The sequence below is a fragment of the Streptomyces sp. NPDC028991 genome, from assembly GCF_055564775.1.
Genome location: NZ_JBVHVP010000020.1, coordinates 34,632 through 56,682 on the forward strand (window position 1 = coordinate 34,632; position 22,051 = coordinate 56,682).

A 22,051-nucleotide genomic window follows, 5' to 3' on the forward strand; every position below is an offset into this window, starting at 1 on the left:
GCCGCTACCACTGGACGCCACGGCGAGCCCGGAGTTTCCTGGCATACGGGGGAAGTGCGAGCGCACTGCACGGGGGCCATGGAACCGGGCACAGCGGCAACACTCGTCGATTGGGGCGCTTTCCTATGACACCTACGCTCGTGCGGCAGCACTCATCTCACGCGGGGACGACGCCTCGTGTGGACCTGCGTGCACGCGCGCGTGACTGGTCCGAGATACAGGAGCGGATGCTCGTACCGCTCTACGAGGCGGTCTTCGAGCGACTGGACGTGGGCGGCAACACAAGAATGCTGGGGCTGGGCTGTGGTTCCGGGCTGGCCCTGCTGATGGCCGCCTCGCGCGGCGCCGCGGTGACCGGGGTCGACTCGCGCTCCCCGGAATGTCTGGCCCTCGCGCGTCGGCGCCTGCTGCCCGAGGCACTCGACGGTCCCGGTTCGCCGGGCACGCGCGCGGGCGCGGACGCGGCACGGATCGTCGAGGGCACGCCCCGTGACGCGGCGGACCCGTCGGCGCCGGCGTTCACCCTGGTGACCGCCTTCGAGCCCATCGGGTGCCTCGCCGGCGACTCGGAGGGCCTGGGCGAGCTGCTCGCCCAGGCGACGCCGCTGGCCGGGCGCGGGGCGGCCGTGGTGCTGGCCGGGTGGGGCCCGCCGGAGCGGTGCGCCACGACGTCGGTGCTTCGGGTGGCCACCAAACTCGCGGACCCGCTGCGCAGCGCGGGCAGCTGGCGCCCCGCCCTGCGCGATGACCTGGAGGAGGTCGCCCAGCGGGCCGGGCTGCGGCCGGACGGCTCGGGCCGGGTGGCGTGCCCCTTCGGCTACGCCGACGCGGCCAGCGCGATGCGCGGACTGCTGTCGACCGGGCTGTTCGACGCGGCGATCGCCGCGACCGACCGGGAACAGGTCGACAAGGAGCTGTCCGAGGCCCTGCATCCGTATCGGCGTCCGGACGGGACCGTGTGGATGCCGAACGTGTTCCGCTATCTGATCGCCCGAATTCCCTGACAACCGGTTCCGACCGGATGTGTACGCGGTCTGAGGGAGTTCTTCCGATGCAGGTGTGAATGCTGTGAAGAAGCCGGACGGGGACTTCTGCGGTTTCTCCCGGTGGATCATGGCCCTCTAATCTGATCCACCGTTCGGGGGAACAGACACATCTGCATACAGGAGCCTGTAGTGCCGCACCACAAGACCGCGCTGCGCCTCACCGCGCCCGTCGCCGTTCTCGCCCTTGCCCTCACCGCGTGCGGGGACGGCGACGACACCGACACCGGCGCCGACGCCAAGAGCCCGGCGAGCCCCGAGGCCCCGGCCTCTCCCACCAAGGCGGCCTCGGGCGGCGACCTGGCGACGGGCGAGAGCGCGACGGGGAAGGTCGCGGAGGACCCCGGGGAGGTCACCTACGAGGTCGTGGCCCAGAAGGTCGACGTCGGCACGGAGGCGGAGGCCGCCAAGGCGGTGGCGGACGCCGCGGACGCCAAGGGCAAGGTGCTGGCCGTCGCACACGTCGAGTACACCCACAAGAGCGGGCCGGCCCTCACCGAGGGCTCCGACGTGCACGACGGCACCACGATCTTCGCCGACGGGCAGCGTGGCGGCGTCCTCATCGGCGCCTCCGACGACGCCCCGGGCTGCGAGGACCCCTACGACGTCGACAGCTGGAAGCAGGGTGAGAGCCACGTCTTCTGCGAGACGTACGTGATCCCGGCGAACGCCGCGAGCGTGGAGGTGCACTGGTCGGAGGAGGACGGCGAGCCCTACGTCTGGAAGTTCCCGCAGAAGTAGCGTCGGGGGCCCGCAGAAGCGACCTCGGGGAATTCCCATGGAAGTGGGGGCGGTCCTCCAGAAGTGGGGACGGTCCTCACACCTCCGGGCCGTCCTTGGCCGGCCGCGTGATTCCGGCGATCCGGTACGCGTCCGCCTCCTCGAGCGTCTCGTTCGCCAGCAGCGCCTCGGCCAGCGCGTCGAGCTGCCCGCGGTGGTCGCGCAGCTTGCGGACGGCCTCCGCGTAGCACTCGTCGACGACCCGCCGCATCTCGCCGTCGATGGCGTCGAGTGTCCCCGGGGCGGCGGCCAGCCCGTAGGCCTGCTGGGCGTCGCCGGGGAGGGCGGACAGCCTGCCGACCTGTTCGCTCATGCCCCAGCGGCCGACCATCCCGCGGGCGATCCGGGTGACCTGTTCGAGGTCGCTCTCCGAGCCGGTGGTGATCACGTCGTACACCACCTGCTCGGCCGCCATCCCGCCGAGCGCGCCGATGATCCGCCCGCGCAGGTACTCCTCCGTGTACGCGTACTTGTCCGCGTCCGGCGTCGACAGCGTCACCCCGAGCGCCCGCCCGCGCGGCACGATGGTGATCTTGCGGACGGGGTCGGCGCCCGGTCGCAGCATGCCCAGCAGGGCGTGCCCGCTCTCGTGGTAGGCGGTGCGCCGGCGCTCCCCCTCGGGCATCACCAGCGGGCGTTCGGCCCCCAGCTGGACCTTCTCCATGGCCTCGGAGAGGTTCGCCTGCGTCACCCGGTCCTGCTTCCGCTTGACCGCGAGCAGCGCGGCCTCGTTGGCGAGGTTGGCGAGTTCGGCGCCGGTCATGCCCGGGGTCGTACGGGCGACCTGGGCGAGGTCGACGTCCGGGGCGAGCGGGATCTCGCGAGTGTGGATCTCCAGGATCGCCTTCCGGCCGCTCCGGTCCGGTGGGGAGACGTTGACCACGCGGTCGAAGCGGCCGGGTCGGGTCAGGGCCGGGTCCAGGATGTCGGCGCGGTTGGTGGCGGCGATGACGATCACGCCCTCGGCGCCGGAGAAGCCGTCCATCTCCGTGAGGATCTGGTTCAGGGTCTGCTCGCGCTCGTCGTGGCCGCCCATGCCGGAGCCGCCGCCGCGGGCCCGGCCGATGGTGTCGATCTCGTCGATGAAGATGATCGACGGCGCCACCTTCCGGGCCTCGGCGAACAGCTCCCGCACCCGGGAGGCGCCCACGCCCACGATCATCTCGATGAACTCGGACGCGGACGCCGAGAAGAACGGCACGCCCGCCTCGCCGGCCACCGCGCGCGCGCGAGGAGCGTCTTTCCGGTGCCGGGCGGGCCGGACAGCAGGACCCCGCGCGGCATCTTGGCGCCCATGCGGCGATACGCGTCGGGGTTCTTCAGGAAGTCGACGACATCGCTGAGCTCGCCCTCCACCTCGTCGATCCCGGCCACATCGGCGAACGTGGTGCGCGGCTCCCCGGCCTCCAGCTCGACCGGCTTGGGCGGCGCCTTGCGGCCGAGCATGCCGCCCGCCCCGCCGCCCAGGGCGCCCCTCATGCGCCGCGCGATGAAGATCCACAGCACCACCAGGAGCAGCATCGGGGCCAGCGAGATCAGCACGTTGACCAGGAGGCTGCGCTGCTGGACGACCGGCTCGGCCGTGACGGTGACGTTGTGCTCGGTCAGATCGTCCCAGAGCCGGTCGTCCGCGAAGGTCGGCCGCTCGGTCGTGAACTTGGTGTAGGTCCCGTCGCCCTCGGGGTTGTCCCGGGCCTTTTCGAGCTGGCCCTGGATCGCGTCGCCCTTGGCGTAGATCTTGCTGACGTTGCCCGCCTCGACCTGCCGGCTGAACTCCGTGTAGGAGATGGTCGGCTCGTCGCCCTCGTTGAAGAAGGAGAGCACGAGGTTGGCGATGAGGAAGACGATCAGCGCGGCCAGGACCAGGTTCCACCAGCCCCCGCGCATCCTCCTGCCGCCGGGAGGCGGCTTGGGCGGCTCGTCGGGCGTGCCCTCGGTGCGCCAGGGCGGCTCTGGGGCCTTGCGCGACGGGGACGGGTTGGTCATATCCGGACGTTACGACAGGAAAGACGCGCAGGCATGTGCGTGTACGGCGCTGGAGCGCCCCTCCGGTGAGGGGCGCCCCAGCGCCGTACACGCCCTACGAGCCGAGAACCGTCAGCCCATGAACTTCTTGAACTCGTCCGGCAGCTCGAAGTCCTGGCCGCCCTGCTGGGGCAGTCCGAAGGCGCCGCCGTTCTGCGCGGCGGCGGCGCGGCGGGCGGCCTCCTCCTGCTCCTGCTGCTTGCGCTTCATCGGGTTGCCGGAGCGCTGCTTGCCCTTGGCCTTCTTCTGCTGCTTCTTCTGCCGGCCGGGGCCGCCGCCCATGCCCGGAACACCGGGCATACCCGGCATGCCGCCGCCCTGGGCCATGCGGGACATCATCTTGCGGGCCTCGAAGAACCGCTCCACGAGCGACTTGACCGCGCTGACGTCGACGCCGGAGCCCTTGGCGATACGGGCGCGGCGCGAGCCGTTGATGATCGTCGGCTCCGTGCGCTCGGCCGGGGTCATCGACTTGATGATGGCGGCCGTGCGGTCGACGTCGCGCTCGTCGAGGTTGTTGATCTGGTCCTTCATCTGGCCCATGCCGGGAAGCATGCCGAGCAGCTTCGAAATCGAGCCCATTTTCCTGACCTGCTCCATCTGGGCCAGGAAGTCGTCCAGGGTGAAGTCCTGGCCCTTCTTGGACGCCAGCTTGGAGGCCATTTTCTCGGCCTCTTCCTGGCTGAACGTCTTCTCCGCCTGCTCGATCAGGGTGAGCAGGTCACCCATGTCGAGGATGCGGGAGGCCATCCGGTCAGGGTGGAAGGCGTCGAAGTCGTCGAGCTTCTCGCCGTTCGACGCGAACATGATCGGCTTGCCGGTCACCGAGGCGATCGACAGGGCCGCACCACCACGGGCGTCACCGTCCAGCTTGGACAGCACCACGCCGTCGAAGCCGACGCCGTCGCGGAAGGCCTCGGCGGTGTTGACGGCGTCCTGGCCGATCATCGCGTCGACGACGAAAAGGATCTCGTCGGGGCCGACCGCGTCCCTGATGTCCGCGGCCTGCCGCATCAGCTCCTGATCGATGCCCAGGCGGCCGGCGGTGTCGACGATGACCAGGTCGTGAACCTTGGCCTTGGCGAACTCGATGGAGTCCTTGGCGACCTTGACCGGGTCACCGACGCCGTTGCCCGGCTCGGGCGCGTAGACCGCGACACCGGCGCGCTCGGCGACGACGCTCAGCTGGTTGACGGCGTTGGGGCGCTGGAGGTCACAGGCGACCAGGAGCGGCGAGTGGCCCTGCTCCTTGAGCCACCGGCCCAGCTTGCCCGCGAGGGTGGTCTTACCGGCACCCTGCAGACCGGCCAGCATGATCACGGTCGGCGGCTGCTTGGCGAAGCGCAGGCGGCGGGTCTCACCGCCGAGGATGCCGACCAGTTCCTCGTTGACGATCTTGAGAACCTGTTGAGCAGGATTGAGCGCCTTGGAGACCTCGGCGCCCAGGGAGCGCTCCTTGACCTTCTTGATGAAGGCGCGCACGACGGGCAGGGCCACGTCGGCCTCGAGGAGCGCGATGCGGATCTCGCGGGCCGTGGCGTCGATGTCCGCCTCGGTCAGCCGTCCTTTGCCCCGCAGGGATTTGAAGGTGGCTGACAGGCGGTCGGAGAGAGTATCGAACACGGCGGCGTAGGTCCTCGCGTCGGCGTTGGTGTGGGTCGCCCTCCAGGGTATCCGGCCCGGCAAGTAAATCGTCCCTGCCCGCTACAGAGAGCGGACAGGGACTGAAGCCCCGCGGGTGCGGGGAGCACATATTGCGTACCTCTGAGAACCGCTCGACCAGAGGACCATCCCCGCCCTGCGGGGAGCACTCCCATTCAACGCGGGACTGCGCAACAAGGTTCACGCCCGCAGCGACTCCTCCAGCTCTCGGGCCACGAACGCCGCCTCATCGCCCGGCAACGGCGCACCCTCGCCCCGCGTCACATAGAAGGCGTCGACCGCGTTCGCCCCCAGCGTCGACACATGCGCGCTCCGCACCCGCACCCCCGCCCCCTCCAGCGCCCGCCCGAGCCGGAACAGCAGGCCCGGCGCGTCCTGGGCGCGGACCTCGATCACCGTGGCCAGCCGGGACGCGGCAGGGGCCACCGTCACGCGCGGCGGGGGCGGCTCCACGCCCCGGCGCCGCGGGTAGGCGGCGTCCCGTTCGGCGAGCCGGGCGGCGATGTCCAGGGTGCCGTCCAGGGCCCGGACCAGGTCGGCGCGCAGGCGGGTGGCCTGGGGCAGGGATCCGTATTCCGCGGCGACCCGCCAGTCCAGCAGCAGGACGGAGCCCTCGACGCCGTCCGGCAGCGGATGGGACCGCAGCTCGGCGGTGCGGACGGTCAGCCGGTGCATGGCCAGCACCCCGGCGACCGCGGGGAGCACGCCCGCCTGGTCCGGCACGGCGATCAGCAGCTCCACGCCGAGGGGCTCCGGGTCGGCGGCGCGCTCCGGGGCCGCGGCGTGCGCCGGGGCCGCGGCGTGCGCCGGGTCGGCCGGCGGTTCGGTCTGGGCGCGCAGTGCCAGTACCGGCCCGCCCGTGCGGAACGCCTCGACGGCGAGCCGTTCCTGCTCCGCGGTGGGCGCGGCGGCCTCGGGCTCCTCCAGCGGGTCGCCCGCCAGCACCGCCGAGACGCGTTTCACCAGGTCGGCGACGAGGGAGCCGCGCCAGGACGACCAGGCGGCCGGGCCGGTGGCCAGCGCGTCCGCCTCGGTCAGGGCGTGCAGCAGCTCCAGGGTGCCCTCCGTGCCGACCGCCTCGGCGACCGCGCGCACGGTGGCCGGGTCGTCGAGGTCGCGCCGGGTGGCCGTCTCGACGAGCAGCAGGTGGTGGCGTACGAGGGTGGCGAGGACGGCCGTGTCCGCGCGGTCGAAGCCGATCCGCGCCGCCACGTCCCGGGCGATGGTCTCACCGGCCACGGAGTGGTCCCCGGGCCAGCCCTTGCCGATGTCGTGCAGCAGTGCGGCGACCAGGAGCAGGTCGGGCCGGTGGACGCGGCGGGTGAACCCGGAGGCACGCACCGCGGTCTCGATCAGGTGCCGGTCGACGGTCCAGAGGTGCACGGCGTTGCGCTGCGGGCGGCAGCGGACCCGCTCCCAGTCGGGCAGGAGCCGGGTGATCAGTCCCTCGGCCTCCAGCGCCTCCCAGACCTCCACGGTGGGCCGGCCCGAGCCCAGCAGGGTCACCAGCTGCTCCCGTGCCTCGGCGGGCCAGGGCGTGGGCAGCGGGCGCACGGTGGCCGCCAGGCGCCGTACGGCGTGCAGGGAGAGCGGGAGCCCGGCCTGCGCGGCGGCTGCCGCGGCACGCAGCGGGAGCACGGGGTCGCGATCGGGGCGCGCGGTGCGGGCGAGCACCACCTCGCCGTCCTGCTCCACGACGCCCTCGGCGAGCGGGGAGCGCTCGGCGACCTGCTTCCCACCGCCCAGCATGGCGCGCAGCCTCGGCCGCACGGAGCGCGAGCGCAGTACGCGCCCCACCTCGCGCCAGGTGACGTCGCCCGCGTACGAGATGACGCGCGCCGCCTCGTACACCTGCCGCAGCAGGGCGTCGGCGTCCAGCATCCCCAGCTCGGCCGCCACCTGGTCCTGTTCCTGCAACGCCAGCCGGTCGGTCGCCCGGCCCGTCGCCAGGTGGAGCGCGTCGCGTACGTCGAGCAGCCGGCGCCGGGCCTCGGCGAGGCCCTCGCGCGGGGCGTCGGCCAGCCAGGAGGCGGCTACGGCGCGCAGGGCGGTGGCGTCGCGCAGGCCGCCCCGCGCCTCCTTGAGGTCGGGCTCCAGCAGGTACTGCAGTTCGCCCTGGCGTGCGGCGCGCTCGGCGCACAGCTCCTGGAGTTCCGGGAGGCGCTTGGGTGCCTGGTTGCGCCAGTCGGCGAGGACCGCGGTGCGCAGCCCGGCGGTCACTCCCAGGTCGCCCGCGAGATGGCGGGCGTCCAGGAGACCGAGTTGGACTTTCAAATCCTCACTCGCCGTCTTGCGGGCCTCCGCCGGGGTCCGTACGGAGTGGTCCAGGGCGAGACCGAGGTCCCAGACGGGGTACCAGAGGCGGTCGGCGAGGGCGGCGACCGCCTTGTCGTCACCGCCGTCGTGCAGCAGGAGCAGGTCCAGGTCGCTGCGCGGGGACAGCTCGCCGCGGCCATAGCCGCCGACGGCGACCAGGGAGACGCCCCGGAGCGGACCCGCGGCGGTGAAGAGGCCCGACAGCCACTCGTCCGTCAGTCCGGCGAGGGCGGCACGGCGCGGCGGCCCGGACCGCGCCCCCTCGGTGAGGAGGCGCAGCCGGGCCGCCGCGTAGCCGCTGGGTCCCGAGTCCTCTGCTTCTTTCGTCACGTCCGTACTCGTCACCCGGCGACTCCCGTTCCGTTGTCGTGTCTCAGGGCTGCCCTACAGCGCGTCGGGGCCGCGCTCGCCGGTCCGGACCCGTACGGCCGTGTCGACCGGGACCGACCAGACCTTGCCGTCACCGATCTTGCCGGTGCGGGCCGCCTTGACCACGACCTCGATGAGCTGCTCGGCGTCGTCGTCCTCGACCAGCACCTCGATGCGGATCTTGGGCACCAGGTCGACGGTGTACTCGGCGCCGCGGTAGACCTCGGTGTGGCCGCGCTGACGGCCGTAGCCGCTCGCCTCGGTGACGGTCAGGCCGTGGACCCCGAAGGCCTGGAGGGCCTCCTTGATCTCGTCGAGCCGGTGCGGCTTGACGACGGCGGTGATGAGCTTCATGCGTCCACCTTCTTGCTCTGGGCCGAGCCGGCCACGGAGGCGGCCGGCGTGGCGGTCGTCCGGGCGGCACCACCGCCGGCGCCGCTGAAGTCGTATGCGGTCTCGGCGTGCTCGGCCTGGTCGATGCCGGCCACCTCGTCGTCCTCCGGCACGCGCATGCCGATCGTCTTGTGCAGGACGAAGGCGAGGATGGCGGAGACGACCAGGGAGTAGGCGAGGACACCGAAGACACCGGCGCACTGCTTCCAGAACTGGTCCAGGCCGCCACCGTAGAAGAGGCCCTCGACGTCGGACTGGCCCTTGCCGGTGGCGAAGAAGCCGACGAGGAGGGAGCCGAGGATGCCGCCGACGAGGTGCACGCCGACCACGTCGAGCGAGTCGTCGTAGCCGAACCGGTACTTCAGGCCGACCGCCATGGCGCACAGCACACCGGCGATGACACCGACGGCGATCGCGCCCAGCGGGGAGACCGCGCCGCCCGCCGGGGTGATGGCGACCAGTCCGGAGACGGCGCCGGAGGCGGCGCCGAGCGTGGTGAACGCGCCGTGGCGGATCTTCTCGTAGGCGAGCCAGCCGAGGACGGCGGCGCCCGTGGCGACCTGCGTGTTGACGAACATCAGCGCGCCGACGCCGTCGTCGTTGCCCAGCCAGGAGCCGGCGTTGAAGCCGAACCAGCCGAACCACAGCAGGCCCGCGCCGAGCATGACCAGCGGCAGGCTGTGCGGGCGCATCGGGTCCTTCTTGAAGCCGACCCGCTTGCCGATCACCAGGATGACGCCGAGCGCGGCGGCACCTGCGTTGATGTGCACGGCCGTACCGCCGGCGAAGTCGATCACGCCGAGCTCGAAGGCCCAGCCGCCGGAGCCCCAGACCCAGTGGGCGACCGGGAAGTAGACGATCGTGACCCACAGGGCGATGAACAGCGCCCAGGCGGTGAACTTCACCCGGTCCGCGAGGGCGCCGCTGATCAGGGCGGGTGTGAGCACCGCGAACATCAGCTGGAAGACCAGGAAGACGAAGACCGGGATGGTGTAGCCGTCCCACAGCTCGCTCGGACCGATGCCGCTGAGGCCGACCCAGTCGGAGTTCCAGCCGACGATGCCGCCGGTGTCGGTGCCGAACGCCATGGAGAAGCCGTACAGCACCCACAGGACGGTGACGATGCCGAGGCTGATGAAGCTCATCATCAGCATGTTCAGGGTGCTTTTGACGCGGACCATGCCTCCGTAGAAGAAGGCCAGGGCCGGCGTCATCAGCATCACCAGGGCGGAGCAGATGAGCATGAAGCCTGTGTTGGCGGCAGAGAGCTCCGTCTCTGCGGCAAGCGTGATGGCTGGAGCCATCGGCGTCTCCTCGTCGTTGGTACGGCCCCGTGCGGGCGAAGCCTGAGCGGAATGAGGGGTGGGCCGGTTATGCGCCATGAGATTGGCGCAGCGCGGTTTCGGTGGACGCCCCTCGTTGTTTCGCCGCCGTGACGAAGGCGCTGTGCGTGTTACGCGTGGGTGAACTGCCGGTTCGCGGGCCGGGCCGCCGTTATCGTCACGCAACCGTCCAGGCGATCTCCGCAACCATCAATTGAGCAACCCCTATGGCGAGCAACCAGGTCCGCGAGAGCGGCGCCGGTTCAGGCGCAAAGGGGGGAACCGGCCGCGGCGGCCTCCGAATGACCTGGCATGGGGGAGCCGAGTCGGGCAGTTCGGGAGGGCCGGCCGCGGCCGGGGCTGGTGGGGGTTCAGACCGCTTCGGCGGTCTCCGGCAACTCGACGGCGAGCCGTTCGGTCAGGTCGACGACCTCACCGAGGTCACCGAAATCGCGTACGGCCGTGTCGACGGTCTTGCGGATGCGGGTGTTGACGCGTTCGGAGCGGACCTTCTTGGCGATGCCCATGGCCTCCACGGCCAGGCCGGTGCTCTCCTCGGGCTCGCGGCGCAGCAGGTGAACGGTGGCCATGCCGATCAGGTTCAGCGCGTAGGAGCGCTGGTGCTCGTCGTCCTCGGCGAACAGCTCCACCGCGCGGCGCATCAGCGGCTCGGCCAGCGAGGCGTAGGCGGGGCTGCGGCCGGCGACGTAGGCGAGGTCGCGGAAGGAGTGGCTGTTCTCCCCGTACAGCTCGGCCTCGGAGAAGAAGCGGATCCAGTCGGGGTCGGGCTCGTCCCACTCGCCGGTCTCGGCGAAGGTGTCCTCGGCCATGCGCACCGCCCGCTTGCAGCGTCCGGGCTGGCCCATGTTGGCGTAGGCGCGGGCCTCCATCGCATACAGCATCGACTGGGTACGGGGACTCGCGCAGTCCCGGCTGCCGTACTGCGCGAGGTGGATCAGCTCCAGGGCGTCGTCGGGGCGGCCGAGGTGGATCATCTGGCGGCTCATGCTGGAGAGGATGTACGAGCCGAGCGGCCGGTCGCCCGCCTCCTTGGCGGCGTGCAGGGCGAGGACGAAGTACTTCTGCGCGGTGGGCTGGAGCCCGACGTCGTACGACATCCAGCCGGCCAGTTCGGCGAGTTCGGCGGCGACCTTGAACAGCTTGGACCGGGTGGCCTCGGTCTGGGGCTCCTGCAGCAGGTCGGTCACCTCGTGCAGCTGGCCGACCACCGCCTTGCGGCGCAGGCCGCCGCCGCACTGGGCGTCCCAGCGGCGGAACATCACGGCGGTCGACTCGAGCAGGTCCAGCTCCGGCCTGGACAGGCGCCCACGCGAGCGAGAGGCGGGCGCGGGCTCGCGCCCGGAGGAGGCGGCCGGGGGCGAGGGGACGAGCCAGCGCTGCATGGGCTCGATGAGGGACGGGCCCGCGGAGAGGGCCAGCGAGCTCCCGAGGAAGCCGCGCCGCGCCAGCATCAGGTCGCTGCGCGAGAACTCGCTGAGCAGGGCCACGGTCTGCGGGCCCGTCCAGGGCAGGTCGACGCCGGTCGCGGAGGGCGTCGGGCGGGTGGAGCGCAGGCCCAGGTCCTCGACGGAGACGACGACGCCGAAGCGCTCGGAGAACAGCTCGGACAGGATCCGCGGGATCGGCTCGCGCGGGTTCTCGCCGTCGAGCCAGCGGCGTACTCGTGAGGTGTCCGTGGAGATGTGGTTGGCGCCCAACTGGCGTGCCCGGCGGTTGACCTGGCGGGCCAGCTCGCCCTTGGACCAGCCGCTGCGGGCGAACCACGAGGTGAGCAGCTCGTTGGGGCGCTTGTCAGCGTGCGACGCGCTTCCCGCGCTCGTACCGCTTCCGCCGTTGCCGCTCACTGGAACGCCCCCATCCCTGAGACCACCTGTCGCCGATTGCGCCAAGCCCTATCAGAATGCCGGTGGTTGGGGCTCTCCGTCCGACGGTTGCCGCCCTTCGAACGGAAAGCCGAGTTGCCTCCGGCATACCCATGTGTGCATGTGCCCCACGGCTCCATGCACACAAAGTAATCCTACGATCACCCGTCCAGCCATGGCGATTGCAGAATCGCCACCATTCGCCACCCCTTCGAATGAACTCCCGGTGGCCTGCACGCGATTCACTTGACATAGGCCGACCGGGAGTCGGTGCACCGGTGCACACCGGGGCGTGCATTGGCGAGCACACCACCCGGAGTGCTTCCGGACGCCGTCTGAACCGCGCCGGACTGGGGAGTTGGAAGCAGAGAGTCACGTTTCACGTCCGCTGCGTAACCGCCGCTGCGTCGGACCCGTTGGAGGGGGCATGGGCTTCACGATCGGCATCGGCAGCAGTCGGGGCATGCGCGACATCCGGTCCGGTGTGCGCCGCCGCGGCCGCGCGTCGGAGTGCACCGTCGTGGCCGAGTTCACCGGACTGTGGGGCTGGGCCGTGGTGCCGGGGGCCCGGGCCGCCGCGGGCGCCTGCTCGTGCGGCCGGCGCGACTGCCCGGCGCCGGGTGCGCATCCCCTCGCCTTCGCGCCGGAGGTGCCCGCCGGGGCGACCCTGGACGAGGCGAGCCGGGCCTGGGCCGAGTTCCCGGGCGCCTCGGTCATGCTGCCGGCCGGACGGACCTTCGACGTGATCGAGGTGGCCGAGCCGGCCGGACTGCGGGCCCTGGCCCGGCTGGAGCGCATGGGCCTCCCGCTCGGCCCGGTCGCGGCGACCCCACAGGGCCGTGTCCACTTCTTCGTCGCGCCGGGCGCCGCCGCCGACCTACCCCGGCTGCTCTACCGCATGGGCTGGGACGACCCGTCCGCCCTGGACCTGCGCGGACTCGGCCCCGGTACGCACGTCACCGCCCCGCCCTCCGACCGCGGAGGCCTCGGTCCGGTGCGCTGGTTGCGTCCGCCGGCCCTCGACTCGGCGACCAAGCCGCCGGCGGCCCGGCTGCTGCTGGGGACACTGGCGTACGTCGCCCATCGGTCGCGGGCGTAGACCCCAGGCCGGGAGGGCGTGCGGTCTTCACCCGTGCCCCGCATCCCACGGCCCCCGCACCCGCACCCGCACCCGCACCCGCACCCGCATTCAACGCCCGCCGACGCGGCGGGCAACGGACACGGCGGTCGACCCCGCCACCGTCGTTTCCGCCCCACGCCCCACCCCGCCCCGTCACGCCCCGCTGTCACCCGAGCCCCTGCCACACACGGCGAAGCGCCCGTCCCCCGGTCACGGGAGGCGGGCGCTTCTTCGCACGCGGGGACATGCTCCGGTGCGCGCACCGGAGTCCGGCAGGCGGCGGCGATCACTCGCCGATAAGGGCATCCACGAACGCCGCGGGCTCGAACGGCGCCAGGTCGTCCGCGCCCTCCCCGAGCCCGATCAGCTTGACCGGCACGCCCAGCTCGCGCTGAACGGCGACCACGATGCCGCCCTTGGCCGTGCCGTCCAGCTTGGTGAGCACGATGCCGGTGATGTCGACGACCTCGGCGAAGACCCGGGCCTGGATCAGGCCGTTCTGGCCGGTGGTCGCGTCGAGCACGAGCAGCACCTCGTCCAGCGGCGCGTGCTTCTCCACGACACGCTTGACCTTGCCGAGCTCGTCCATGAGGCCGGTCTTGGTGTGCAGGCGCCCGGCGGTGTCGATGAGCACGACGTCCGAGCCCATCTCCTTGCCTTCCTTGACCGCGTCGAAGGCGACGGAGGCCGGGTCGCCGCCCTCCGGCCCGCGCACGGTGTGCGCGCCGACCCGCTCGCCCCAGGTCTGCAGCTGGTCGGCGGCGGCGGCACGGAAGGTGTCGGCGGCGCCGAGGACGACACTGCGGCCGTCGGCGACCAGGACGCGGGCGAGCTTGCCGGTGGTGGTGGTCTTCCCGGTGCCGTTGACACCGACGACCATCACGATGCCGGGCTTGGTGTTCGGCGGCTCGGTCTTGACCTCGCGGTCCATGTCGGGGCCGACGAGGGTGATCAGCTCCTCGCGCAGCAGGGCGCGCAGCTCGTCGGGCGTGCGGGTGCCGAGCACCTTCACACGCTCGCGCAGCCGCTCGACCAGCTCCTGGGTGGGCTGCACGCCGACATCGGCGGTGAGCAGGGTGTCCTCGATCTCCTCCCAGGTGTCCTCGTCGAGGTGCTCCCGGGAGAGCAGGGTGAGCAGGCCCTTGCCGAGGGCGTTCTGCGAGCGGGAGAGGCGGGCACGGAGCCGGACCAGACGGCCGGCGGTGGGCTCGGGAACCTCGATCTGCGGGATCTCGAGCTCTTCGACGACGGGCGGCTCCTCGACGGTGGCGGGAGCGGTGCCGCCGTCCGGGAGGTCGACCTCCTCTATCGTCCGGCGCGGTTCGTCGCGCGGCGTCTCGGCCTCGTCGCCGACGTGCGGCTCGGCCGGAGGGGCGGTGATGTCGGGCGCGGCGGGGGGCGGCGGAGGCAGCTGCTTCTTACGGCGACTGCCGATGACCAGCCCGCCGAGCGCGCCGATCACGACCACGGCGATGACTACAGCAAGGATGACGATTTCCATAACCCGTCCAGTATCAGCCATGGGCCCCCGGAGACCGCCCTTTGTGGCTTTCTCCAAAGGACAAAGGCCCCTGGAAGGAAGGAGTCGGATCAAAGTACGATGGAAGAGGCCACGTCAACGCGCGTAGAGTCCCGACAACCCCCTCTTCTCCCACGATCGAGGCACGGACCCCCCACATGAGCAAGACCGCCGAGACCGAAGGCGCCCTCGAAACCCGCGGCATCGAGCAGGTGCCCGACGATGAGCGGACCGCCCGGACCCGCGAGCTTTTCCCGACCTGGGTCGGCGCCAACATCAGCGTGCTGCTGCTCACGATGGGCGCGAGCCTCGTCGTCGCGTACCAGCTCAACTTCTGGCAGGCCCTCGTCGTCGCGGCCGCCGCGCCGGTCCTGTCGTACGGCCTGGTCGGGCTGATCGGCATCGCCGGCAAGCGCGGTGGCGCTCCCGGGATGGCACTGTCCCGGGCGGTCTTCGGTCAGCGGGGCAATCTGCTGCCCGGCTCGCTGATCTGGATCGCCCGCTGGGGCTGGGAGACGATCAACGCGGTGACCGGTGCCTATGCCCTGCTCACCGTGCTGGACATCGTGTTCGGCATTCGGGCCAACAGCCTGCTGGACATGGTCACGTTGCTCGCCTTCGTCGTGGCGACGTTCGCGATCTCCGGACTGGGCATCAACGCCGTGCAGAAGTGCAACAAGTACGCGGCCTACCTCTTCGCCGCCTTCTCGGTGCTGGTCCTCGGCTACCTGGTCGTCGACACCGACTGGTCCGCGGTGTTCGACCGGTCCGCCGGTTCGGTGGCCGCGATGATCACCGGCATCGGCCTGATCGCGGCCGGGGGCGTCAGCTGGATCCCGTCCGCCCCGGACTTCACGCGGTACCTGCCGCGCACGGCCTCCTCGAAGGGGATCGTCGGCGTGACGATCGGCGGCGCCGGCATCGTCGTCCTGCCCATGGTCCTGATGGGCATGGTCATGGCCGTCTCCACGCCCGACCTGGCCTCGGCCGCCGACCCGGTCTCCTTCCTCGGCGAGATCCTGCCGACCTGGATCGCGGTGCCGTACCTGCTGATCGCGCTGATCGGCATGCTGTTGATCAACTCGATGTCGATGTACTCGGCCGGCTTCACCGCGCAGACCCTGGGCTTCAGGATTCCGCGGCACTGGGCGGTCTCGGTCAACGCCGTGATCTCGCTGCTCTTCGGCGGCGTGCTGATGCTGGCGGCGACCAGCTTCATGGGCTCCTTCATCGCCTTCCTGTCGCTGCTCGCGGTCGCCTTCTCCGCCTGGGTCGGCGTCTTCGGCGCGGACATGCTGCGCCGCAGGGAGTACGACGGCGAGGCCCTGGCCGACACCGGCCGCACCAGCGCCTACTGGTACCGCGGCGGCTTCTCCGTCGCCGCCGTCGCCGCCTGGGCCGTGGGCCTGATCGCCGGTCTGATGTTCACCACGTCCGACTGGTTCACCGGCCCCCTCGCAGCGAACAACGTCATCGGCGAGTACGGCCTCGGCTGGGTGGCCACGGTGGTGATCTCCGGTCTGCTGTACGCCGTACTGCCGAAGCCGGCGGTGGTCGCCCCGGCGGCGGCGCCGGCCGAGCGGGCCGAATCCGTGACCGTCTGACCCCGCGCCACCCGACGCCCCCTCCCGGGCCGAGCCTCTCCGAGTGCCGGCGGAAGGGGGCGACGCGTGTGCGGCACCCACCGGCCACCACGGGGGGATCCCGTTGCCCGCACCGGGGTGGTCGCCTGCGCCCATGAGCGCGCTGGTGGAAGTCCTCGTCCGGGAACCGGGACGGTCCGAGGCGCTTCCCGGCGAGGACGCCCACAACTGCGGCGGTTTCGAGTCCTGGCGCACCGAGGTGTGAGGGCGGGGCCTGGTGCGCGCCTCGGCCGCCGCCTCCTGCCGGTTCCGGCCGAACGGGATGGGGAGGTGGAGCCGGGCAGGTGCCCGACCTGTGCAAGAGGTCGCTCTGCTGCGGTCCCCCTCTCGGCCGGATCGCGGCCGGCACCGACCGCCCGGCGGTCGCTGCCGGAACACCGGAGCCGGACCGAGGACCGCCTGCGCGTCTTCGAGGAGCCCGCCGGGGGCACTGGAGACCGGCGGCGGGGTCGTCGTCTGGTGAGCGGACCGGACCCGGACGCCGGACGTACGACACCGCCGCCCCCGGTCCGGCGGTGGGCCGGGCGGGGGCGGCGGACGGTACGAGGAGAGGGGCAGCGGGGACTTGGCCCTTCTCCCCGGATTCGGGGGCGGGCGGTCAGCCCATCTCCTCCAGGGCCTTGCCCTTCGTCTCCTTCACGAACTTCAGGACGAAGGGGATGGAGAGGCCGGCGAAGATCGTGTAGATCACATAAGTGCCGGAGAGGTTCCACTCGGCCAGCGACGGGAAGCTCGCGGTGATGGCCCAGTTGGCGATCCACTGCGCGGCCGCGGCCACGCCCAGCGCGGCGGCGCGCAGCCGGTTCGGGAACATCTCGCCGAGGAAGACCCAGACGACCACACCCCAGGAGAGGGCGAAGAAGAGGACGAACAGGTGGGCGGCGATCAGGGCGACCCAGCCCTGCGTGGCCGGGAGCTTGCCGTCGACCAGGTCGAAGGAGAAGGCCCAGGCCTCCAGCGCCAGGCCGATCACCATGCCGACCGACCCGATGAGGGCGAGCGGCTTGCGCCCGATGCGGTCCACGAAGATCATCGCGATCACGGTGCCGACGATGTTGATGATCGACGTCGTGAACGAGTAGAAGAACGACTGCGACGGGTCGACACCGACCGACTGCCACAGCGTCGCCGAGTAGTAGAACGCGACGTTGATGCCGACGAACTGCTGGAAGACGGACAGGCCGATACCGATCCAGACGATCGGCTTGAAGAAGAAGCTGCCGCCGAGCAGGTCCTTGAAGGAGGACTTCTCCTCGCGGTGCATCGCGTGCTCGATCTCGGCGATGCGGGTGTCGAAGTCCACGTCCTTGCCCTCGACCTCTTCGAGGATCTGCTTGGCGCGCTCGTGCTTGCCGACGGAGACCAGGAAGCGCGGGGACTCGGGGATGGCGAAGGAGAGCAGGCCGTAGAGGATGGCCGGGATGACCATGACGCCGAGCATGACCTGCCAGGCCTCCAGGCCCATCAGCTCACCGCGCTGGTCGCCGCCGGCGGCGTTCAGCAGACCCCAGTTGACCAGTTGCGACACGGCGATGCCGATGACGATCGCGGCCTGCTGGAAGGAGCCGAGCCGGCCTCGGTAGGCGGGCGGGGAGACCTCGGCGATGTAGGCGGGGCCGATCACCGAGGCCATGCCGATGGCGAAGCCGCCGATGACGCGCCACATGGCCAGATCCCACAGCGCGAAGGGGAGGGCGGAGCCGACGGCGCTGACGGTGAAGAGCACGGCCGCGATCTGCATGCAGCGGATGCGGCCGATGCGGTCGGCGATGCGGCCGGCGGTCGCGGCGCCGATGGCGCAGCCGATCAGTGCGACGGCGATGACCTGGGCCAGCACCGCGGAGCCGACGTCGTAGCGGTCCCGGATGGCCTCGACGGCGCCGTTGATCACGGAACTGTCATAGCCGAACAGGAAGCCGCCCATGGCGGCCGCCGCCGCGATGAAGATGACGTGCCCGAGATGATCGGGGTGAGCCGTCCTGGCTCCTGAACTGGGTGCCTGCGATGTGCTGGCCACGTGTACTCCTCGGGCTACCGGCAACGCTGCCGGGGTGGATCGCCTTCGAGGTGCCACTGAAGGAACCTGAAGGTAAAAGCAACGTTGCAGAGACTATGCCTTCAAGTTTCGAAGTCAATAGGGGAAGAGCTGTGAGTTTGAGGACGCGGAGAGAGGTCACTCGTTCAAGAGTTGAAGTTAATGACTTACGGAACTAGCGCAGCCGCTGGCTGATGACCTTCGACACACCGTCGCCCTGCATGGACACGCCGTACAGCGCGTCGGCGACCTCCATCGTGCGCTTCTGGTGCGTGATCACGATGAGCTGCGAGGCCTCCTGCAGCTCCTGCATGATGCGGATCAGCCGCTGCAGGTTCGTGTCGTCGAGCGCCGCCTCGACCTCGTCCATGACGTAGAACGGGCTGGGCCGCGCCTTGAAGATCGACACGAGCATCGCCACGGCGGTCAGCGAGCGCTCTCCGCCCGACAGCAGTGAGAGCCGCTTGACCTTCTTGCCCGGCGGACGGGCCTCGACGTCCACGCCGGTGGTGAGCATGTTGCCGGGGTCGGTCAGGATCAGCCGTCCCTCACCGCCCGGGAACAGCCGGCTGAAGACGCCCTCGAACTGCCGGGCCGTGTCCCGGAAGGCCTCGGTGAAGACCTGCTCGACGCGTTCGTCGACCTCCTTGACGACCTGGAGCAGGTCGGCGCGGGTCTTCTTTAGATCCTCCAGCTGCTCGCTGAGGAACTGGTGCCGTTCCTCCAGCGCCGCGAACTCCTCCAGAGCCAGCGGATTCACCTTGCCGAGCTGCTGATAGGCGCGTTCGGCGGCCTTCAGGCGCTTCTCCTGCTCGGAGCGGACGAAGGGCCGGGGACGGTTGCGTGGATGCTCCGGGTCTTCGGGGAGCTCCTCGCCCTCGGCGGGGGGCGAGGGCGGCACCTCTTGATGGGGGCCGTACTCGGCCGCGAGCCCCTCCGGTTCCACACCGAGTTCCTCCAGCGCCTTGGTCTCCAGCTGCTCGATGCGCAGCCGCTTCTCGGCGCCGAGTACCTCACCCCGGTGGACTGAATCCGTCAACTTGTCGAGCTCCGCCTTGAGATCGCGCCCTGCGGTGCGCGCGGCGGTCAGTTCCTGCTCCCGCCGGGCCTTGGCGGCCTCGGCCGCGGTGCGCTCCTCGTCGGCGCGGGTCAGGGAGACCTCGACGTGCGCGAGCAGTTGCCGGGCGCCGGTGGCCACGGCCCCGGCGACGGCCGCCTCGTGCCGCAGCCTGGCCCGCCGCTCTTCGGCACGCGCGCGTGCCTCACGTTCCGCGCGGGCGGCACGGTCCAGGGAGTCGGCCCGCCCGGCGAGACCCTTGACCCGCTCCTCGTGCGTACGGACCTGGAGGCGGGCCTCCATCTCGGTCTGGCGGGCGTTGGCGCCGTCGGCCGCGAGCCGGTCGCGCGCGGAGGTGTCGGGTTCCTCCTCGACCGGCATCTCCTCCGCCACGGCGAGCCGTTCCGCCAGCTCCTCCACGTCCATCAGCGCCTTGTCGAGGGCCTCCTGCGCCCGGTCCGCCGCGGCGGCGGACCGCTCGGCCTCCCCGGCGGCCCCCCGGGCCTGTCCCGCGAGGCGCCCCAGTTGCTGGGCGACGGCCGACTTCTCACGGTCGGCGGCCCGGCGCCGCTCCCCCAGCTCCTCGACGAGCGCGGCGCACTCCCGGCGGCGTGCGACGGCCGCGTCCTGCGCCTCGGCGAGCTCCTCGCACCGCGCACCCAGCTCCTCCAGCTCGGCGGCGGCCTGGTCAACGGAGGCCTGCACCTCCAGGAGGCTGGGCACCCCGGCGGACCCGCCCTGCGCGAAGTGGGCACCCAGCAGGTCGCCCTCGGCGGTGACGGCGGTCAGCCCGGGCCTGGCGTAGACGAGGTCCTCGGCGTCCTCCAGGGTGGCGACGACGACGATCCCGCGCAGCAGCCGCCGCACGGCGGGCATCAGGTCGGCGGGCCCGCGGACGAGGTCGGCGGCGTACGGCGGCCCGTCGTGCCGGGCTTCCTCCGGTACGGAGTCGGGGGCGCCGGCGAGCAGCAGGGCCGCCCGGCCGGCGTCCTGCTTGCGCAGCAGGCGGATGGCGTCGGCGGCGGCCGCCGGGGACGTCACCGCGAGGGCGTCGGCGGCGGCGCCGAAGGCGGTGGCCAGGGCGGCCTCGTGGCCGGGCGTCACGGTGAGGAGCCCGGCGGCGGGACCGAGCAGACCGGTGAGCCGGTCCTTGGCGGCGAGCAGCGCACCGGTGCCGTCCTTGCGGCGCAGTCCGAGCGCCAGCGCCTCGTGGCGGGCCTGGGTCGCGGCTCGCGCGCGTTCCGTCGCGGTGACTGCCTCACGGGCGGCGCTCAGGGCGGCGTCCGCCTCGGCCAACTGCCGCTTGGCCCTCTCGTGCCGCTCGCCGAGCTCCTGGTCGTCGGCGTCCAGGCCGTCGACCTCCGCCTGGAGTGCCTCGTACTCCGCCTGGGCTGCGGCGGCGCGCTCCCGGGCCTCGTCCCGGGCCTCGGCCAGCCGCTCGATCTCGGCCTGGGCCGAGGCGGCGCGGGAGCGGGCGGTGCCGACCTGGCCGCTGAGCCGGGCCAGTCCCTCACGGCGGTCGGCGATGGCGCGGGCGGCGTCCTTGAGGCGGCGCTCCTCCAGGGCCAGTTCGCGTTCGAGGTCGGCACGGTGGGCGACCGTGTCCTCCAGGGCGTGCTCGGCCGCCTCCAGGGCCGCCTCGAGTTCCGCCTCCTGTTCGCGGACGCGGGCGGCCTCGCGCTCCAGTTCCTCCGGGTCGCGGCCGCGCCGCTCCTCGGGGGGCGCGGAGGTGGCGCTCTTCACGCGCGCGTCGGCCAGCGAGATGGTGCCCCGCACCCGTTCGGCGAGCTGGGACAGCTCGTACCAGGTCTGCTGGGCGCGCTGGAGGCGCGGGGTGAGCCGGCGTACCTCTTCCTCAAGGTCCGCCTCGCGGCGCAGCGCCCGGCCCAGCTCCTGCTCGGCGGCTTCCTTGCGTTCCTTGAGCGCGGCCTCGTCGGCGATCTCGGCACGAAGCGCCTCGCGCAGCCGTACGAGGTCGTCGGCGAGGAGTCTGAGCCGGGCGTCCCGGAGGTCGGCCTGGATGACGGCGGCCCTGCGCGCGACCGCGGCCTGTCGGCCCAGGGGCTTGAGCTGGCGGCGCAGCTCGTCCGTCAGGTCCTGCACGCGCGCGAGGTTGGCCTGCATCGCGTCCAGTTTCCTGAGCGCCTTCTCCTTGCGCTTGCGGTGCTTGAGGACGCCCGCGGCCTCCTCGATGAAGGCGCGGCGGCCCATCGGGTCGGCGTGCAGCACGGAGTCGAGCTGGCCCTGGCCGACGATGACGTGCATCTCGCGGCCGATGCCGGAGTCGGAGAGCAGTTCCTGGATGTCGAGGAGGCGGCAGGTGTCGCCGTTGATCTGGTACTCGCTGCCGCCGTTGCGGAACATGATCCGCGTGATGGTGACCTCGGCGTACTCGATGGGCAGGGCCCCGTCGGAGTTGTCGATGGTCAGGGACACCTCGGCCCGGCCCAGCGGCGGGCGGCCGGTGGTGCCGGCGAAGATGACGTCCTCCATCTTGCCGCCGCGCAGCGACTTGGCGCCCTGCTCGCCCATGACCCAGCTGAGCGCGTCGACGACGTTGGACTTCCCCGAACCGTTCGGGCCGACGACGCAGGTGATGCCCGGCTCGAACCGGAGCGTGGTCGCCGAGGCGAACGACTTGAATCCGCGGAGGGTCAGGGCCTTCAGGTGCACGCCGCCGGACTCTACCTTTCACGCGTGTCTCACTCCATGAACCGGCGAACCGCCGCGGTTTCACCGGTGAACGTGCAGGGCACATCAGACGTTGAAGAGGGTGAAAGGATGCACGGGGGCGGGCCGGTCGGCGGAGACGGGGGCAGGAAAGAAAGAAGGGACGCCGAAGCGTCCCTTGCAGACTCTGACACCTGAGCGGTTGTACGGGCGG

General features: G+C 71.7%; 12 protein-coding genes and 1 pseudogene. 4 read left to right on the forward strand and 9 right to left on the reverse strand.

What is annotated here, in order from left to right; translation table 11 throughout:
• Positions 1–125: 125 nt before the first annotated feature.
• Together ACZ4V1_RS28965 and ACZ4V1_RS28970 are read left to right on the forward strand one after the other, a co-directional pair.
• The gene (locus tag ACZ4V1_RS28965) at positions 126–1,004 is read left to right on the forward strand and encodes an SAM-dependent methyltransferase (protein WP_468341698.1); all 879 of its coding nucleotides are present in this window, start codon (positions 126–128) and stop codon (positions 1,002–1,004) included.
• A gap of 171 nt (positions 1,005–1,175) precedes the next feature.
• The gene (locus ACZ4V1_RS28970; RefSeq protein ID WP_468341700.1) at positions 1,176–1,784 is read left to right on the forward strand and encodes a hypothetical protein; all 609 of its coding nucleotides are present in this window, start codon (positions 1,176–1,178) and stop codon (positions 1,782–1,784) included.
• Between the two features lie 76 nt (positions 1,785–1,860).
• Here ACZ4V1_RS28970 and ftsH read toward each other — a convergent pair.
• From ftsH to nsdA, 6 genes and pseudogenes are all read right to left on the reverse strand, one after another.
• A pseudogene (gene ftsH, locus ACZ4V1_RS28975) lies at positions 1,861–3,809 on the reverse strand (ATP-dependent zinc metalloprotease FtsH).
• A gap of 111 nt (positions 3,810–3,920) precedes the next feature.
• The gene (gene ffh / locus ACZ4V1_RS28980; RefSeq protein WP_468341702.1) at positions 3,921–5,471 is read right to left on the reverse strand and encodes a signal recognition particle protein; all 1,551 of its coding nucleotides are present in this window, start codon (positions 5,469–5,471) and stop codon (positions 3,921–3,923) included.
• A gap of 219 nt (positions 5,472–5,690) precedes the next feature.
• Positions 5,691–8,171 carry a [protein-PII] uridylyltransferase gene (locus ACZ4V1_RS28985; RefSeq protein ID WP_468341705.1) on the reverse strand — a complete coding sequence of 827 codons (2,481 nt, stop codon included), beginning with the start codon at positions 8,169–8,171 and terminating at the stop codon, positions 5,691–5,693.
• Positions 8,172–8,210: 39 nt separating this feature from the next.
• On the reverse strand, positions 8,211–8,549 hold the full coding sequence (locus tag ACZ4V1_RS28990) for a P-II family nitrogen regulator (RefSeq protein WP_019328769.1): 339 nt from the start codon (positions 8,547–8,549) through the stop codon (positions 8,211–8,213).
• Positions 8,546–9,892 carry an ammonium transporter gene (locus tag ACZ4V1_RS28995; protein ID WP_468341709.1) on the reverse strand — a complete coding sequence of 449 codons (1,347 nt, stop codon included), beginning with the start codon at positions 9,890–9,892 and terminating at the stop codon, positions 8,546–8,548. The genes ACZ4V1_RS28990 and ACZ4V1_RS28995 overlap by 4 nt, the downstream gene beginning before the upstream one ends.
• 389 nt (positions 9,893–10,281) lie before the next feature.
• Positions 10,282–11,775, reverse strand: a complete 1,494-nt coding sequence (gene nsdA / locus ACZ4V1_RS29000) for a transcriptional repressor NsdA (protein ID WP_468341712.1) — start codon at positions 11,773–11,775, stop codon at positions 10,282–10,284.
• A gap of 445 nt (positions 11,776–12,220) precedes the next feature.
• Here nsdA and ACZ4V1_RS29005 point away from each other — a divergent pair, with 445 nt between their 5' ends.
• Entirely contained in the window at positions 12,221–12,892 is a 672-nt protein-coding gene (locus tag ACZ4V1_RS29005; RefSeq protein ID WP_468341715.1) for a bifunctional DNA primase/polymerase, read from the forward strand.
• Positions 12,893–13,199: 307 nt separating this feature from the next.
• On the opposite strand, the gene ftsY is transcribed toward ACZ4V1_RS29005, so the two are convergent.
• Positions 13,200–14,414, reverse strand: a complete 1,215-nt coding sequence (ftsY, locus tag ACZ4V1_RS29010) for a signal recognition particle-docking protein FtsY (protein WP_468341718.1) — start codon at positions 14,412–14,414, stop codon at positions 13,200–13,202.
• 176 nt (positions 14,415–14,590) lie between these two features.
• Between ftsY and ACZ4V1_RS29015 the strand changes: the two genes are divergently transcribed.
• A complete protein-coding gene (locus tag ACZ4V1_RS29015; protein WP_468341721.1) occupies positions 14,591–16,036 on the forward strand; it encodes a cytosine permease in 1,446 nt (481 codons plus the stop codon).
• A gap of 637 nt (positions 16,037–16,673) precedes the next feature.
• On the opposite strand, the gene ACZ4V1_RS29020 is transcribed toward ACZ4V1_RS29015, so the two are convergent.
• Entirely contained in the window at positions 16,674–18,092 is a 1,419-nt protein-coding gene (locus ACZ4V1_RS29020) for a sugar porter family MFS transporter (protein ID WP_468341724.1), read from the reverse strand.
• A 193-nt stretch (positions 18,093–18,285) separates the two neighbouring features.
• Positions 18,286–21,840 carry a chromosome segregation protein SMC gene (gene smc / locus ACZ4V1_RS29025; RefSeq protein ID WP_468341727.1) on the reverse strand — a complete coding sequence of 1,185 codons (3,555 nt, stop codon included), beginning with the start codon at positions 21,838–21,840 and terminating at the stop codon, positions 18,286–18,288.
• Positions 21,841–22,051: the final 211 nt, after the last annotated feature.